Source organism: Acinetobacter colistiniresistens, assembly GCF_024582815.1.
GTDB lineage: Bacteria > Pseudomonadota > Gammaproteobacteria > Pseudomonadales > Moraxellaceae > Acinetobacter.
Map to the genome: position 1 here is coordinate 3,133,024 of NZ_CP102099.1, position 16,594 is coordinate 3,149,617.

At 44.4% G+C, this 16,594-nt stretch carries 15 protein-coding genes; 3 read left to right on the forward strand and 12 right to left on the reverse strand.

Features of this window, described 5'->3' with window-relative positions; translation table 11 throughout:
* Positions 1–3 precede the first annotated feature (3 nt).
* The 10 genes from aroD to NQU59_RS15100 all read right to left on the reverse strand — a co-directional run bounded on the left by aroD (position 4) and on the right by NQU59_RS15100 (position 9,003).
* Complete coding sequence (aroD, locus tag NQU59_RS15055; RefSeq protein WP_257066315.1) at positions 4–792, reverse strand: type I 3-dehydroquinate dehydratase; 789 nt, start codon at positions 790–792, stop codon at positions 4–6.
* Positions 793–1,011: 219 nt separating this feature from the next.
* A complete protein-coding gene (pcaG, locus tag NQU59_RS15060; protein WP_257063972.1) occupies positions 1,012–1,641 on the reverse strand; it encodes a protocatechuate 3,4-dioxygenase subunit alpha in 630 nt (209 codons plus the stop codon).
* Positions 1,642–1,653: 12 nt separating this feature from the next.
* On the reverse strand, positions 1,654–2,379 hold the full coding sequence (pcaH, locus tag NQU59_RS15065) for a protocatechuate 3,4-dioxygenase subunit beta (protein WP_004806145.1): 726 nt from the start codon (positions 2,377–2,379) through the stop codon (positions 1,654–1,656).
* A 10-nt stretch (positions 2,380–2,389) separates the two neighbouring features.
* On the reverse strand, positions 2,390–2,803 hold the full coding sequence (pcaC, locus tag NQU59_RS15070; RefSeq protein WP_101236375.1) for a 4-carboxymuconolactone decarboxylase: 414 nt from the start codon (positions 2,801–2,803) through the stop codon (positions 2,390–2,392).
* 15 nt (positions 2,804–2,818) lie between these two features.
* A complete protein-coding gene (locus NQU59_RS15075; RefSeq protein ID WP_257063973.1) occupies positions 2,819–4,171 on the reverse strand; it encodes an MFS transporter in 1,353 nt (450 codons plus the stop codon).
* Positions 4,172–4,212: 41 nt separating this feature from the next.
* Positions 4,213–4,998: a 3-oxoadipate enol-lactonase gene (pcaD, locus tag NQU59_RS15080; RefSeq protein ID WP_257063974.1), complete on the reverse strand. Its 786-nt coding sequence runs from the start codon at positions 4,996–4,998 to the stop codon at positions 4,213–4,215.
* Between the two features lie 4 nt (positions 4,999–5,002).
* Complete coding sequence (pcaB, locus tag NQU59_RS15085; RefSeq protein WP_257063975.1) at positions 5,003–6,352, reverse strand: 3-carboxy-cis,cis-muconate cycloisomerase; 1,350 nt, start codon at positions 6,350–6,352, stop codon at positions 5,003–5,005.
* An 8-nt stretch (positions 6,353–6,360) separates the two neighbouring features.
* Positions 6,361–7,569, reverse strand: a complete 1,209-nt coding sequence (gene pcaF / locus NQU59_RS15090) for a 3-oxoadipyl-CoA thiolase (RefSeq protein ID WP_257063976.1) — start codon at positions 7,567–7,569, stop codon at positions 6,361–6,363.
* 100 nt (positions 7,570–7,669) lie between these two features.
* Complete coding sequence (locus NQU59_RS15095; RefSeq protein WP_110925070.1) at positions 7,670–8,317, reverse strand: 3-oxoacid CoA-transferase subunit B; 648 nt, start codon at positions 8,315–8,317, stop codon at positions 7,670–7,672.
* The gene (locus tag NQU59_RS15100) at positions 8,314–9,003 is read right to left on the reverse strand and encodes a 3-oxoacid CoA-transferase subunit A (protein ID WP_257063977.1); all 690 of its coding nucleotides are present in this window, start codon (positions 9,001–9,003) and stop codon (positions 8,314–8,316) included. Before NQU59_RS15100 ends, NQU59_RS15095 begins: the two co-directional genes overlap by 4 nt.
* Before the next feature lie 250 nt (positions 9,004–9,253).
* On the opposite strand from NQU59_RS15100, the gene pcaU reads away from it, so the two are divergent.
* From pcaU to NQU59_RS15115, 3 genes are all read left to right on the forward strand, one after another.
* A complete protein-coding gene (gene pcaU / locus NQU59_RS15105; protein WP_005242248.1) occupies positions 9,254–10,078 on the forward strand; it encodes an IclR family transcriptional regulator PcaU in 825 nt (274 codons plus the stop codon).
* A gap of 581 nt (positions 10,079–10,659) precedes the next feature.
* On the forward strand, positions 10,660–12,345 hold the full coding sequence (aspT, locus tag NQU59_RS15110) for an aspartate-alanine antiporter (RefSeq protein WP_257063978.1): 1,686 nt from the start codon (positions 10,660–10,662) through the stop codon (positions 12,343–12,345).
* A gap of 54 nt (positions 12,346–12,399) precedes the next feature.
* Positions 12,400–14,001 (forward strand): bifunctional aspartate transaminase/aspartate 4-decarboxylase, encoded by a 1,602-nt coding sequence (locus NQU59_RS15115; RefSeq protein ID WP_005242250.1) that lies wholly within the window; start codon positions 12,400–12,402, stop codon positions 13,999–14,001.
* A gap of 73 nt (positions 14,002–14,074) precedes the next feature.
* Here the strand turns inward: NQU59_RS15115 and cntB are convergent, their stop codons facing one another.
* Positions 14,075–15,031 (reverse strand): carnitine monooxygenase, reductase subunit CntB, encoded by a 957-nt coding sequence (gene cntB, locus NQU59_RS15120; RefSeq protein ID WP_257063979.1) that lies wholly within the window; start codon positions 15,029–15,031, stop codon positions 14,075–14,077.
* Positions 15,032–15,136: 105 nt separating this feature from the next.
* Entirely contained in the window at positions 15,137–16,588 is a 1,452-nt protein-coding gene (locus NQU59_RS15125) for an NAD-dependent succinate-semialdehyde dehydrogenase (protein WP_257063980.1), read from the reverse strand.
* Positions 16,589–16,594 lie beyond the last annotated feature (6 nt).

Genomic DNA, 16,594 nt, shown 5'->3' on the forward strand with positions numbered 1-16,594 from the left:
AAATTATTGTGTCGGTTGAACCGTTTTTAAAAACTGTTTTAGTTGGGTCACATCAATCTGGCCGGGTGCCGATGCTTCACCAATCATGCCAAAACTGAAACTGCCACCCATATTGGCCGTCGCGATGCGGGAAATGGTGCCGAGTTTCCCCATCGACATGGTGAGCAATGGCTTTTTAGATTGCTGACTCACTTTTAAAGTCGCATTCATGAGGGTAAATACATCCTGTTTGCTTTGCGGCATCACTGCAATTTTCAGAATATCGGCACCTAACTCATCCTGCTTGAGTAAGCGCTTGATGATTTCGGCCTCAGGTGGTGTTTTTTGAAAATCATGATTGGACATCACAATCAGCACTTTTTTTGCATGCGCCAATTTGACGGTATTCTTCACAACTTGCTGATCACGGAACATTTCCACATCAAGAATGTCCATAAATGGCTGCTGTAAATACGCTTGATAAGTCTTGCCATAATCTGCATCGCTAATGGTTAGCTGTCCGCCTTCGTTATGAGTACGAATCGTGGCAATCATCGGCTTAGCGCCCAGAATCTGTTTTAGCTCTTGGCCCAAGGCAATCACTTGCTTGCTATCATTGGCAAAATTGAGTAAATCAATCCGAAACTCCGCGAGATCAGCATCAGGATTCGCGGCAATCACTTTTGCCTGAGCAATTGCCTGCTCTTTGGTTTTGGCAGTGATGGGTACAATAGTTTTCACCGGCAGCGTTGCCAGTTCAGATAATTCAACCTGCTTTGGCAGATTGTCTTGCGCTTGTACTGTTTGAACCATCAATAAGGGGCTAACAAGCAACATTACTGCTGCCAGTGTTTTCATTTTCATCGGTATCGTCCTTAATAAATTTTTTGCAACTCTGCGACGTCTTGCCGAGTTCTCATTTCATTTTCTGATTGCTCCTCACAAATCAAAAGTGAGGAGTATTTTCAATTTCAGGAATTAAGTAATTCCATGATCAGCCCATCCCAGAAACGAAGACATTTAAAGAAATCTCTAAATATCAAAAAACACGGTTTCATCATCACCCTGAATACGAATATCAAAGCGATAAACCACTTCACCATCCACTTCACTGCGTTTGGCGATTAAAGTCTGGCGACGTACTGCCCATTCAATGCTGTTTAAAACAGGATCATTGGCATTGGCGTCCACTTCGTCTTCAAAATAAACGCGGGTGTGCAAACCAATATTGATGCCACGGGCAAAAACGGCGACAGCAATATGCGGTGCCTGAATTGAACCTTTACGCCCAGCAACAGCGCCCGGTTTTACCGTATTAAAGCTCCAAAAGCCTGTTTCAAAATTAGCCCCCGTACGGCCCCAACCCTGAAAATGTGGATCGGCTGTTTTGCCTTGGGTATCGGCCTGACTTGGATAAACCCCATTGGCATCTGCCTGCCAGATTTCCAGTAACACATCTCGTAATGGCAAACCCAGCCCGTCAAACACCTGACCTTCGAGACGAATACGTTGTCCTTGCGTTTGCTCATTGACTAACTGGTTATCAAAGTTATGCTCAAATACTTCAATATTAGCTTGTTGCGGTAATAAACCGATATGCACATAAGGACCGCCGGTTTGTGATGGGGTCTCTTTCAATTCCTGAAAATTCCATGCATTCATCGTATGTCTCCCTTATGTCAAATCATTTTCAAAATAAGTCGCACGACGACCACGCAGATGAATATCAAAGCGGTAACAACGGCTATCTGCTTCAATGAAATTGTTTTTATCTTCCAGTGCGATCAAGGCACGACGCTGATCTTCAGATGGAATGGTTTTTAAAATCGGACAGGTGTCAATCAGCGTGTCGCCTTCAAAATAGAACTGCGAAATCAGACGCTGTGCCCAACCATCTGCGATTAAGGAGAAATGAATATGCGCTGGGCGCCACTCATTAATCCGGTTGCGCCACGGATACGGACCTGGTTTGATGGTACGGAAAATATAAAAACCATTTTCATCGGTTAAGGTACGACCACAACCACCGAAATTAGGGTCCATTGCACCAATAAATTTGTCATTGGGATGACGATAACGACCTGATGCATTGGCCTGCCACACTTCTAATAAGGCATTTTTCACAGGACGACCAAACTGATCACGCACATAACCATGCACAATGATACGTTCACCCACAGGTAGACCTTCTTTGGCATAGTTCAGGATCAAGTCATTATCTTTAGGACCAAAAATACTCGGTGAAAAATGCGGTGAAGTGACTTCAGTCAAGGTTTCATTAATTGAGATCAAGGCATTCTTTGGCGAGCGTAATACACTGGTCTTATAACCGGGTGTATATGCTGGCGGATGATCATCGGTGTTTCGTTGTGGGTATGCACCTAATGTATGCTTTAACATGCCTGTCTCCTTAATCCTGTGGTTGTGCCGCAACGGGTTGCACGTCAATGCCAAGTTCTTTAAAGACGTCTTCGGCCATATGCATCGCCGCATTCGCTGCTGGCAAACCGGCATATAAAGAACTATGTAAAATCAGTTCCTTTAATTCATCTTTAGTCACACCGTTATTGAAGCAGGCACGTAAATGCATTCTCAGTTCGTCTTCTCGTCCTAAAGCCAATAAGATGGCAATCGTGACCAGACTGCGGGTATGGCGTGGTAAACCTTCACGTGACCACACTTCCCCCCAGGCGAAGCGACTAATAAAGTTCTGGAAGTCCTGATTGAAATCATTCAGGTTCTCTAAAGAACGTCCGACATGTTTTTCGCCCAGTACTTCGGTACGGACTTTCAGTCCTTGTTGATAACGCTGCTCATCATTCATTGACTTTTTCCTCGATTAGGTTGCATCGGTATGGGCAACGATAGATTTAACAAAAATGGCGACTGCTGCTGCGGCTGCGGGAATCATTAGCAGGCTCAGAATGGCGGTAAATGACCAGTTATTTCCAAGCAGGATCGCCCCGATCCACGCACCAAATACCGCACCAAAACGTCCAATTCCCATCATCCATGCAATCCCTGTTGCACGACATTGAGTTGGGTAGAAACGGGCACTTAATGCAGGCATGGAAGACTGGGCACCATTGATGGCAACACCGGCACAAAGCACCAGAATGGCCAATAAGGTCGGGCTATTCAGACTTTGACCAACGGCTACAGCGAAAATACCTGCCACGACATAGAACACTGCCAATACTCGATTTGGATTGAATTTATCCATTGCCCAGCCAATCACCAATGCACTGAGTACACCGCCAAACTGGAACAATCCGCCGATAAATGCCGCACGTTCCATGCTCGCACCGGTTTCACGCATCAAGGTTGGCAACCAACTGGTCAATAGATAAATGATGACCAAGCCCATAAAATAGGTGAGCCACAATAAAACCGTACCTTTGGCATATTGTTTGGAAAACAACATCTTGAATACGTTGCCCTTGGGTGCAACATTCGATTCTTCTTCAGGAATATGAAACTGGGTAATACCTTGGACTTGTGAAGGCGCAATATGGTTTAAAATATTACGTACTTTTTCAGGGCTCTTATTTTTTACGATCAGGAAGCGATAAGACTCCGGCAAGAACACAATCACCAGAAGCATCAATATCAAAGGAATAATTCCGCCAAACAGGAATAAGCTGTGCCAACCAAAAGCAGGAATCAGCCAACTACTGATAAAGCCACCAATCGCCATGCCTAGGTTAAAACCGCAGAACATACACACCACTAAAATAGAGCGTACACGTTTCGGGCAATATTCCGAGAACAAAGTTGTGGCATTCGGCATGGCTGCACCCAAACCAATACCTGTTAAAAAGCGTAATACCACCAATTGATTCAGGTTGTCAGCATAAGCAGATGCCAAGGTAAAACCACCAAAAATCAACATTGCAACAGTTAAAACAATCTTGCGCCCAAAACGATCAGCGGTTGGACCTGACACCAGTGCTCCAATAATCATGCCACCGAGTGCTGCACTCATCACCGGTCCAAGCTGAGAACGGTCAATGCCCCAGTCCTGAGTTAATGCTGGTGCAATAAAGCCCATTGCCGCAGTATCGATTCCATCGACAAATACAATGAGAAAACAAATGATTGCGATCATCCACTGATATTTACTTATCGGTGCATTATCAATTAATGCCTGTGCATCTATACTATTTTTTGATACAGCAAATTCCTGTGCCATAGTTGCCTCCTTGTAAGCGAATTCCTTGCTAACCCTGATGGTTATATATTTTGAATAAACTTGGACAGTGCCTGATTAAACACTTGGGGTTGTTCGATATTGGATAAATGCGACGCCGCCAAGATCTCAAGCTGACTGCTTGCAATGAGTTGGTGCATAAACTCTGCATCCTGGATTGTGGTGACGGGGTCGTATTGCCCTGCGATAATTAAAGTGGGAATTTGAATCTGACCAAGTTGCGCCCGAACATCGGCATCAGCTAAAGCACGACATGCATTGGCATACCCCTGGGCAGGTGTCACTGCCAGACTCTGAATGGTTTTTTGTGCCAGCACATCGTGTGCATAATCAAAATGCTCACTAAACCAACGGATATGCGTGGTTTTTACAAGTTCTGCCAAACCGTTTTTCTCTACACTATCTGCACGGGTATTCCATGCCTCGGCATGACCGATTTTTGCAGCCGAATTTGCAACCGTAATGCTATGAAAGCGTTGTGCATGATCGATGGCCAAGGCCAAGGCTGTAATTCCGCCCATTGAAATACCGCAGAAATGTACTTTTTCAACGGCTAAAGCATCAAGAATATCAACCACATCCTCTGCCAGATGTTGCAAGGTCGTATCGGCAATCACGCTACTGGTACCATGTCCACGTGTATCATAGGTGATGACCTGATAATGCTCAGTCAAGGCTGCCACTTGCGCCTGCCACATACCGTGGTCAGTTCCCAAAGAGTTAGAGAACATAATGATTGGTGCATCTTTTAAACCTTCGACCTGAACAGCTAGAGGATGTCCTTGACGATTATTGATATGCGTGATCATGCACTTACTCTCCTTGTGCTGCGTGTAGTACGGCATCAATTTGCGCCTGAATATTGCCGAGGTAAGTTGCGGGCTGGAACAGCTCATCCAAAGCCTGATTATTAAAATGAGCGTTGACTTCATCCATCGCTGACAAAATGACTTTTAAATGCTGCTGTTGGGCAATCGCTTGCTGACAGGCCTGTTCAACCAGATGATGCGCATGTAAACGTCCAAGCTTTGGTGCCAGTGCCATCATCACCGCTTCGGCCATGATCAAACCTTGTGTGCATTCTAGATTGCGTTGCATCGCATCTGGATTGACTTGCATATGTTCAATCACATCACAACTACGTTCTAAAGCACCTGCACATAACTGGAAAATTTCTGGGATTGCTAACCATTCTGCATGCCAAGCCCCCAAAGCACGTTCATGTTCTTGCACCATGCTTTGATACACACTTGCCATTAAGGCAGGCACACGATTAGCTGCGGCAAGAATTGAGGCTGCTGCTACAGGATTACGCTTATGCGGCATGGTCGATGAACCACCTCGCCCTTTTGCTGCTGGCTCGAAGACTTCTGCGATTTCGGTTTGCATCAGCAATGACCAGTCTTTTGCCATTTTGCCGACATTTCCAACGATCAAAGCAAGCGTACTGGCAAGCTCAACCATACGGTCACGTTCACCATGCCAAGTGCATTCAGGAGCAGTTAAATCGAGTTGTGCAGCAAAAGCTTGAACTACCGCTGAACCTTGATCTTGTAGCGAGGCCAATGAACCTACTGCACCACCGAGTTGTGCAGTCAATACGCGAGGTTTCATTGCTTGCAGACGATCAAGATCACGTTTCAAGGCTGCTGCCCATCGGGCAAATTTATGTCCCAAAGTAATCGGCAAAGCTTGCTGTAACCAAGTCCGTCCAATCATGACCTGATGGCGGTATTGTTGGGCTTGCTTTAAGCTCACTTGATACGCCTGTTGCAATTGCTGTTCAATCAATGCCAAGGCATCACGGCACTGTAAAATCGTTGCCGTATCAATCATGTCTTGACTGGTCGCACCCCAATGTACATAGCGCGAAGCATCTTCATCTTGCTGTTTCACCAAAGCGGTGAATTGCTTGACCAATGGAATCGCAATGTTACCTGCCAGTCCTGTTGCTGTAGCCAATGCATCCATATCGATTTGCGTTACGGCATTGTGTCCAACCTGCTCAACCATCGTTGCCGCTGAAGCGGGAATGACATCGACCTGCGCCTGAGCTTTGGCTAAAGCCACTTCGGCTTGAATCATATAACTCAATAAAGCTTGATCACTAAAAATGGCAGTGACTTCAGGCTGATAAAATAAGCTGGCGTATAACTGGCTCATGGCAAACCTCACTCAACACGTTGAATAATCAAGGCAATACCCTGACCGACACCGATACACATCGAACACAGGGCGTACTGACCTTTGATTTGTTCAAGTTGGTTTAAGGCCGTTGTCACCAATCGCGCACCAGAGGCACCTAAAGGATGACCCAAAGCAATCGCACCACCATTCGGATTAATTCGTGCATCATCATCACTCAAGCCTAAATCACGGGTCACCGCTAAAGCCTGTGCCGCAAAAGCTTCATTCAACTCAATCACGTCCATCTGATCTAAAGTCAAATTGGCCTGTTTCAGTAATTTCTTAATGGCAGGTGCAGGCGCAAAGCCCATAATCCGCGGTTCAACACCAACTGTAGTCGCAGCAATGATTTTGGCGCGTGGCTTAAGTTGATATTTTTTCACCGCTTCATCTGAAGCAATCAGCACAGCCGCAGCACCATCATTAATCCCAGAGGCATTACCTGCTGTCACAGTGCCTTCAGCTTTAACCACACCCTTAAGTTTAGTTAGTGCTTCTAACGTGGTTGATGCACGTGGATGCTCATCTGCATCTACAACAATCGCATCACCCTTACGCTGTGGAATCGTCACAGGCACAATTTCATTGGCGAAGAAGCCTTTGGCTTGCGCCGTTGCAGTACGTTGTTGGCTGTTCAGGGCAAACTGATCTTGATCGGCACGATTGATGTTGAACTGTTCCGCCACGTTTTCAGCCGTTTGCGGCATGCTATCGACACCATACATGCCTTTGAGTTTTGGATTGATAAAACGCCAGCCCATGGTGGTGTCTTCAATCTTTTGACTACGGCCAAAGGCACTATCCGATTTACCCATCACATAGGGTGCACGGCTCATGCTTTCCACACCACCCGCAATGATTAAATCAGCTTCATTGGCTTTAATGGCACGGGCAGCCATCGCAATCGCATCTAATGATGAACCACATAAACGGTTCACAGTGGTGGCGGGTACTTGATAAGGCAAACCTGCCAATAGTGCCGACATACGTCCGACGTTACGGTTGTCTTCACCTGCCTGATTGGCACAGCCATAGATCACATCATCGACGTGTTGCCAATCGACACTTGGATTACGTTGCATCAAGGCCTGAATTGGAATCGCCCCCAAGTCATCTGCACGTACTGGAGCTAATCCGCCCGCATAACGACCGAATGGGGTACGGATAGCATCGATGATATAAGCGTTTTTCATTTTAAATATTTTCCTTTATCTAAAATCCCTCCCAACCTCCCTTTAATAAAGGGAGGAGTTCCCCTCTTTAAAAAGAGGGGTTAGGGGAGATTTATTATCCTTACGTCGCATCAATCAACTGAGCACCCGTCAAAGCTTGCAATTCCTCAAAGCTCAGACCATCCACTTTCTCAATAACTTTTAAACCTTCTGTGGTCACATCAATCACACACAAGTCGGTATAAATACGGTCAACACATTTCAGTCCTGTTGCTGGATATGAAAGAGTTTCAACAATCTTCGGCTCACCTTGCTTGGTGTTGTGATCGGTGGTGATAAATACTTTCTTGGCACCGACAGCCAGATCCATCGCACCACCCACCGCAGGAATGGCATCTGCTGCACCAGTATGCCAGTTGGCCAGATCACCATTGGCTGCCACTTGGAAAGCACCGAGTACTGCAATATCCAAATGACCACCGCGCATCATGGCAAAAGAATCACCATGATGAAAAAAGCTTCCGCCCTTCAGCATGGTCACATATTCCTTACCTGCATTGATCAACTCAGGATCTTCTTCACCTTTGGCAGGCGGTGGACCGAATGCCAGCAAGCCATTTTCAGAATGCAGAAATACATCTTTATCGGCAGGAAGATAATTGGAAATCTTGGTGGGCAGACCAATACCGAGATTGACATAAGCACCATCGGGAATATCTTGTGCGACACGTTCAGCAATCTGGTCACGGCTTAATTTTTGATAGCTCATTGTTCTACTCCTGTGCCATTGGCTACATCAACAGCGACCACATGCTGTACAAAAATCCCAGGGGTAATAATGTGTTCAGGATCAAGCTGACCGAGTTCGACCAGTTCAGACACTTGAGCAATGGTGACATCCGCCGCCATCGCCATGATTGGACCAAAGTTACGCGCAGATTTGTTATAGACCAGATTGCCCCAACGGTCGCCTTTGTGTGCTTTGATTAAGGCAAAGTCGGCTTTGATCGGATATTCCAGTACATAGTCTTTGCCATCAATATGACGGGTTTCTTTGCCTTCCGCCAATAAGGTACCAAAGCCTGTTGGCGTGAAGACCGCACCGAGTCCCATACCTGCCGCTTGAATGCGACAGGCCAGATTGCCTTGCGGCACCAGTTCCAGTTCAATCTTGCCAGCACGATACAGTTCATCGAATACCCAAGAGTCTGACTGACGTGGGAAGGAACAGATGATTTTGCGTACTGCACCTGTTTTAAGCAGTTTGGCCAAACCAGAGTCGCCATTACCAGCATTATTATTGACAATGATCAAGTCCTTGATGCCAAGTTCAATTAATCCATCAATCAATTCTGCGGGTTGTCCTGCAGTGCCAAAGCCGCCAATCATGATGGTGGCGCCATCCTTGACCTGTGACAGTACCTCGGTGAATGAGGTGCTACTCTTATCAATCATCTGACTACTTCCTGTACGATGCATCACTCGTATTTTCATCCTGAAAACCGATGAAATTAAGTCGAGTGCTTTGTTCGGATTTCTTCTATTTATTCTTGATAAATTCGGCGCTCACTTCTAGGCTTAGAAGTGCATTTTGTTCGATGATTAATTTTTATGTTCGATGATCGAACATTATCCAAGTAAATTGGTCATCTTTCGCTTAGAATGTTTTTGATAGAAAAACCGTTTTAGCAAGGATGTCTAAATTATGGAAAATGATCAGGAAAAGAATCCGCGTTTGATTCATCATACCGAAAACAAAAAAATGATTCGGCACGAGGATTTTATTGCAGGTATTGCAAAAGGTCTCAGCATTTTGGAATGCTTTGGACCTGATCGCCACCGTCTCAACATGAGTACCGCAGCAGAAAAAACAGGCATGACGCGTGCCGCTGCGCGACGGCATTTACTGACGCTAGAATACTTAGGCTATTTGGATTTTGATGGGCACTACTATTATTTATCGCCCAAGATCCTTAAATTCTCTGGGGCTTATTTAGATGGCTCACCGCTTCCTAAAATCTGTCAGCCTTTATTAAACCTTTTAACCAATCAAACTTCGCTGATTTATTCGGTGATGGTTTTAGATGGTTATGAAGCAATTACCATTGCCCGTAGCGCCGCTCATCAACAAACCGATCGGGTCAATCCTTATGGTTTGCATTTAGGCAATCGACTTCCTGCCCATGCGACTTCCGCTGGAAAGATTCTACTGGCACATTTAACCCCTGAAGCACAAAAACGATGGTTAGCAAAATATCCCTTAAAACGTCTCACCAAATATACTCATACCGAGAGTGAGGCTTTTTTAGCCTTACTACATGAAATCAAAGAGCAAGATTGGTGCTATTCCTGTGAAGAACATGAATTAGGCGTGCATGCGGTCGCAGTGCCAATTTACGACTCTAATGCGACCGTCGTTGCTGCCTTAAATATCGTTTCTCCCACCATGCGTACCACCAAAGATTATTTAATTACTCACATCTTGCCCTTATTACAGGAAACGGCGCGTGATCTACGCCAAGTGATTTAACTCACAATCAAAATATTAAGACAAAAAAAAGCCACATCTGGAAATGTGGCGAAAGGTGTATTGCGACAACAATTGTGTCGGTATGTTTAAGTTAATCACCTTTGCTTAAATGAACATTAATTTTCTGATGATTGTGCTGTTTTATTATTCAGTTATTTCAAAATCCCGAATACTGCTTCATTAAAATAAATAATATTTAAGTGAAATTTTAATTCCCATAGTTTATGAGTTAGATCTAAACGTTTATATTTGATGACAAATATGAAAATTAAATGTTATGAGGATTTAATATTTTTCTTTAATGTGATATTTATCTCACACTTTATACTTTACGACCCTAAATGTTATGTTTTGTATGTAAAAATTACATATTGTAATTAACACCACAATGTTTAAATTTTCTACCAAATTTCTTCTTAAAGTATTCTAATAAAAATTGATATATAAATAATTTTTTAAAAAATAAAGCTAAAAACCAGCTCATTTGTATTAGCGTGAGAAGCATAGTATTTTAAAAAAACATTAAAAATAAATAACTTTAAACCTAAAGATAGATCGAATAATAACAGTGAGATCAAATAATGATTGAATGGTTACAAGGCGAATTAAAACATAGTCCAGAGATATTACTGTTCTTGTCTTTGGCAATCGGTTTCTGGATCGGTCAGTTTCAATTCGGAAAATTTCAGTTCGGTGGTGTAGCAGGCTCTCTACTTGTTGCAGTGGTACTCAGCCTCATCGGTGTCCCAGTCGACAACGGCGTCAAGGCCATTTTATTTGCCTTGTTCATTTATGCCGTTGGTTTTGAAAGCGGTCCCCAGTTCTTTAAATCATTAGGCCCTCAATCAATCAAGGAGATCTTGTTAGCCGTATTCATGGCAGTGAGTGGTTTAATTACCGTGTTGGTGATGGCGAAACTGTTCCACCTCGATAAAGGTTTAGCCGCAGGACTCGCTGCAGGTGGCATGACCCAATCTGCAATTATCGGTACTGCAGGTGATGCGATTTCCCGTCTCGACCTCCCCTTAGCTGAGATTCAAAAGCTGCAAGCCAATGTCGCAATCGGCTATGCCGTGACTTATATTTTCGGTTCATTGGGTGCCATTATTGTCTGCGTGAATATCCTGCCTAAATTTATGGGCAAAGAAATTCATGATGATGCGTTGAAAGCCCAGTCAGAACGTCTCAAGGGTGCTTTTGAATTATCCCCAGGTCAAGAACTGGCGATGCCTGAAATTGTTGGCCGTATTTATAAAGTTAAACAAGCCAGTGGGCAAACTGTGGCAGAGCTGGAAGCAAAACAAGCCAGCATCACCATTGAACGGTTAAAACGTAAAGATCAACTGATTGATGTAGCACCAGAACTGACTTTACAAACCGATGACGTAATATTACTCGTCGGCCGTCGTGCCAGTGTGGTGGCTGTTTCAGATCAAATTGGTACTGAGTTACAGTCCTCACAAGGCATGGAAATGATTATGGATACCACCGATGTAATCCTGAGAAATTCCAAATATATCAATCGTAGTTTAGGCGATATTAAGACCAATACCCCTGACACTTTAAAACATGGGATTTACGTACTGGCAATTAAACGTAATGATGAAACCCAAACGTTGAGTGATGATACCGTGCTGCAACAAGGCGATGTCATTACTGTTTATGGCACCAAAAGTGATCTTGATCGTTTAGTCAAAGAAGCAGGCACGGCCTTGCCAGAAAGCTTAAAAACCGACTGGATTTTTCACGGTGCAGGCCTTGTGGTTGGCTTACTGATTGGTCTGTTTGTGATTCGTATTGGCGATGTCCCTTTAACACTGGGTGCAGGTGGCGGTGCATTGCTCTCAGGGCTTCTATTTGGTTGGCTACGCAGCCGTAATCAGGTTCATGGCAATATGCCTTTAGCTGCTTCGCAACTGCTTAAAGATTTAGGGCTTGCAGGTTTTGTCGCTGCTGTAGGCTTGCAATCTGGTCTACAAGCCATTCAAACCATTAAAGATAGTGGTCTGTCCCTATTTATGATTGGCGTCGTGGTTACCTTAGTTCCACTGATTCTTTCCATGCTTTTCGCCCGTTATGTGCTGCGTTATGACAATGTTGCGGTTATGGCAGGTGCCTTATCAGGTTCGCGAAGTGCCAACCCTGCCTTTGGTGCGATTTTAGATAAAGCTGGAAATTCCATTCCCACGGTTCCATTCGCCATTACTTATGCACTGGCAAACGTATTCTTGACTTTGCTAGGTCCCCTCATCGTCGGCCTTGCCTAAAGATGATTTGTATTCAACTACTTATTGCTTCAACTATAATTAAGGAGACTTCCCATGGGGAACGTTGATTATTCAAAATACTCAAAACTTAGTCCATTCGAACTAAAAGATAATTTAATCGAACTTGCCCAAAGTAAAACAGACAGAATGATGCTGAATGCAGGGCGTGGCAATCCGAACTTCTTAGCCACGATTCCACGTCGAGCCTTCTTTCAATTGGGGCTGTTTTCCACCACCGAATCAGAGTTTTCGTTCTCTTATATGCCAGAAGGTTTAGGCGGATTCCCTCGCCCCGTTGGTTTACAGTCTCGCTTCGACAGCTTCATTATGCATAATCGGGATAAACCCGGTGTAGTATTTTTAGGCAAAGCCATTTCCTATGTCCGAGATCAGCTCGGCTTAGATCCTGATGCTTTTTTACTGGAAATGGTTGAGGGGATTTTAGGCTGTAACTACCCTGTTCCAGACCGCATGCTACGTATCAGTGAATCCATCATCAAAGAATATATCCTGCGTGAAATGGGCGTCCAAGGCATGCCCAAAGAAGGCTTGGACTTATTTGCTGTCGAAGGTGGAACGGCGGCAATGGCCTATATTTTTAACTCCTTAAAAGAGAATAAAATTATCGCCAATGGCGATCGTATCGCGATTGGTGCACCCATTTTCACTCCGTATTTGGAAATTCCAAAACTGAATGATTATCAACTGGAAGAAGTCCTGATCGAAGCCGATCCAAAGCTCGACTGGCAATATCCAGAATCTGAATTACGGAAACTGGAAGACCCATCGATTAAAGCGTTCTTTCTGGTGAATCCAAGTAATCCACCTTCAGTAAAACTCAGCGATGAAGGCTTGGCTATCTTGGCTGATATCGTTAAAAAACGACCTGACCTGATTATTTTAACGGATGATGTGTACGGTACTTTTGCAGACAACTTCAAATCACTATTTGCGATCTGTCCAGACAATACCATCTTGGTGTATTCATTCTCGAAATATTTTGGGGCAACCGGTTGGAGATTGGGCGTGATTGCGCTCTCAAACAATAATATTCTGGATCAAAAGCTAGCGGCACTCTCGAAAAAAGACAAGAAAGAACTGGAAGAACGCTATTCATCTTTAACTACCGATCCTGCCAAGATCAAATTTATTGATCGTCTAGTGGCGGATAGCCGCAATGTGGCTCTGAATCACACGGCAGGTCTTTCTACACCGCAACAAGTGCAAATGGTGCTGTTTGCCCTGTTCAATATGATGGATTCTCAACAGAACTATAAAAAAGCAGTTAAATCCGTGGTGCGTGAACGTGATGCTGCGCTATATCGCCAGTTAGGGGTTGAAGTGCCTGTCGATCCAAATTCGGTCGATTACTATACTTTGGTGAATTTGGAAAACACCTCTCGAACATTGTACGGAGATGATTTTGCAGATTGGGTGATGAAAAACAAGAATCCGACCGAATTATTATTCCGCGTCGCAGATGAAACAGGTGTAGTGCTGTTACCCGGTTCAGGCTTTGGGGTACAGCACCCTTCTGCCCGTGCGTCATTGGCCAATCTGAATGAATACCAATATGCTGCAATCGGAGACTCATTAAGACGCTTTGCCGAAGAAGCCTATCAAGAGTACTTAAAAACTAAGAAAGGCAAAAAATAAATCTGAATCAAGGTTTCAGTCAATAAAAAGCAGCTTCGGCTGCTTTTTATACTTTAAAAATCAACGTTTAAAATTAAAGATCGAGTACCAGTTTTTTACCTTTGGCACGCGACACACAGATCATCATCGATTGCTGTGAGGCTTTTTCATCATCACTCAAGTACTGATCAAAATGTTCGGCTTCCCCTTCCAGAATCATGGTTTCACAGGTGCCACAAACCCCTTCACGACATAAACATTCCACATCAATATTGAGCAATTCAATTGCTTGTAAAATGGTTTGATTGCCTTGCACTTCGACTTGCTGATTGGATTTTGCCAAGACCACCGTAAACGCTTCACCTTCTTCGGGTACAGTAGATGCAAATTGTTCCCAATGGATATATTCATCACGATAACGATGGTAATTACAACGATCAATCACCGCATCAATCATCGGCTTAGGCCCACACACATAGACGTGCGTGCCTTTCGGCTGAGATCCAATCAGTTGATCTAGATCCAGAGATTTTCCATCCGAATCGATATAGCTAAAAATATGTTCAGCATGTTTTTGCTTGAGTTCTTCTAACAGCGCGGCATGCTCTGGAGAACGATAGGCATAATGCAACTCATAGTCAGCACCACGTGCAGCCAGTTCATCCATTTGCGGCACAAACGGGGTGATGCCAATTCCACCCGCAATCAGAATATGTTTCTCCCCATCTTCTGCTAGTGGAAACAGATTCTTCGGTTCAGAAATCAGAATTTCACAGCCTTCATTGCACTGATCATGCATATAGACTGAACCGCCTTTACCTTCAATATCTTTACGGACACAGACTTGGTAAGTTGAAAGATCTTGAGCACAGCTCATCAGTGAATAGGCATTGGATAGCTGGTCATTCATTTTCACAATGATATGACTGCCACCATTGAATTGAGGGAAATTTTGTCCGTCCTGACGTTTAAATGTAAACCGTTTGATCAGTGGGGTCAGTTGCTCTACGCGTGTGACCACTGATGCAAACATTTCATAATGACTAGCCATGTCTAAATCCTCTTTACCGCATGCTGCTCATCTAAGCATTTTCTAATTTTAAGCGCATATTGCCTGCCGGACCGTCCATCAAGAGAGTCCAAACAGGCATTGTTGCTATAACCCTAAACACATATATTTAATGGTCATGAACTCTTCCAAACCATATTTAGAGCCTTCACGACCAACACCTGATTGTTTCACCCCGCCAAATGGCACCACTTCGTTGGAAATCGCGGTTGAGTTCATCCCGACCATGCCATATTCCAGCTGTTCAGCGACACGCCAAATCCGTGAAATGTTTTCGCTATACACATAAGCGGCCAAACCAAAAATAGTATCGTTGGCTTGTGCAATGACATCAGCTTCCTCAGTAAAGCGGATTAACGGCGCGACTGGCCCAAAAATTTCTTCCTGAACAATCTCCATATCACGAGACACATCGGTTAAAACCGTTGGTTCAAAGAAAGTCTGACCCAGTGAATGCTGTTGACCACCACAAGCGACTTGTGCACCTTTGCCACAGGCATCATCAATCAACTGTTTTGCTTTCAGTACCGCCTTGTCATTGATTAACGGTCCGATCTGCACATTAGATTCCAAACCATTGCCGATTTTGAATTTCTGTACCTCTTGTACAAATTTCTCGGTAAATGCCTGATAAATCTTGTCGTGTACATAGATTCGATTGGCACAAACACAGGTTTGTCCTGCATTACGGAACTTGGCAAAGATTGCACCTTGTACCGCTTTATCCAGATCTGCATCATCAAACACGATCAGTGGTGCATTGCCACCCAGTTCTAAAGCCAACTTTTTAATGGTGCCTGAACATTGCTGCATCAATAAACGCCCCACAGGTGTAGATCCGGTAAAGGTCAATTTTTTGACTTTTTCATGGCTAGTAAAGACCAAACCAATCTCTTGTGATTTGCCAGTGACGACATTCACTACCCCTGCCGGAATACCAGCCATTTCCGCCAGTTTGGCAAGCGCAAGTGCACAATACGGCGTTTCATTGGCGGGTTTAATCACGATGGTACAGCCTGCCGCCAAAGCAGGTGCAGCTTTACGGGTAATCATCGCTATCGGGAAATTCCACGGCGTAATTGCCGCAACCACACCGACAGGTTCTTTGGTGATAATAAATCGCTGCTGGCTATTGGTGGTTGGAATCACATCACCATAAACACGCTTGCCTTCTTCGGCAAACCATTGGATAAACGAAGCCGCATATTTCACTTCACCCAACGCTTCAGCTAAGGGTTTACCCTGTTCAATGGTCATCATTCGCGCCAGTTCATCGGCATGTGACAAAACCAATTGATACCAAGCCAATAACAGGTCTGCACGTTTTTGTGCTGTCAAGCCTTTCCACGCTGCTAAAGCCTGATACGCCGCTTCCACCGCGACAGTGGCTTCGTCTGCCCCCATATTGGGAATGACACCAATTTCCTCTCCTGTCGCAGGATTGGTCACAGCAATGGTGGCATCGGATTGTGCACTGACCCATTGACCATTGATCAATCCGCGCTGTTGAAATAACGGACTTGCTTGCAAACTTGACATGTCATG

Coding starts and splice junctions, on each gene's coding strand:
- aroD (WP_257066315.1), bottom strand. CDS start 792: ATGGTTCAAACAGTACAAGCGCAAGACAATCTGCCAAAGCAGGTTGAA.
- pcaG (WP_257063972.1), bottom strand. CDS start 1,641: ATGAATGCATGGAATTTTCAGGAATTGAAAGAGACCCCATCACAAACC.
- pcaH (WP_004806145.1), bottom strand. CDS start 2,379: ATGTTAAAGCATACATTAGGTGCATACCCACAACGAAACACCGATGAT.
- pcaC (WP_101236375.1), bottom strand. CDS start 2,803: ATGAATGATGAGCAGCGTTATCAACAAGGACTGAAAGTCCGTACCGAA.
- NQU59_RS15075 (WP_257063973.1), bottom strand. CDS start 4,171: ATGGCACAGGAATTTGCTGTATCAAAAAATAGTATAGATGCACAGGCA.
- pcaD (WP_257063974.1), bottom strand. CDS start 4,998: ATGATCACGCATATCAATAATCGTCAAGGACATCCTCTAGCTGTTCAG.
- pcaB (WP_257063975.1), bottom strand. CDS start 6,352: ATGAGCCAGTTATACGCCAGCTTATTTTATCAGCCTGAAGTCACTGCC.
- pcaF (WP_257063976.1), bottom strand. CDS start 7,569: ATGAAAAACGCTTATATCATCGATGCTATCCGTACCCCATTCGGTCGT.
- NQU59_RS15095 (WP_110925070.1), bottom strand. CDS start 8,317: ATGAGCTATCAAAAATTAAGCCGTGACCAGATTGCTGAACGTGTCGCA.
- NQU59_RS15100 (WP_257063977.1), bottom strand. CDS start 9,003: ATGATTGATAAGAGTAGCACCTCATTCACCGAGGTACTGTCACAGGTC.
- pcaU (WP_005242248.1), top strand. CDS start 9,254: ATGGAAAATGATCAGGAAAAGAATCCGCGTTTGATTCATCATACCGAA.
- aspT (WP_257063978.1), top strand. CDS start 10,660: ATGATTGAATGGTTACAAGGCGAATTAAAACATAGTCCAGAGATATTA.
- NQU59_RS15115 (WP_005242250.1), top strand. CDS start 12,400: ATGGGGAACGTTGATTATTCAAAATACTCAAAACTTAGTCCATTCGAA.
- cntB (WP_257063979.1), bottom strand. CDS start 15,031: ATGGCTAGTCATTATGAAATGTTTGCATCAGTGGTCACACGCGTAGAG.
- NQU59_RS15125 (WP_257063980.1), bottom strand. CDS start 16,588: ATGTCAAGTTTGCAAGCAAGTCCGTTATTTCAACAGCGCGGATTGATC.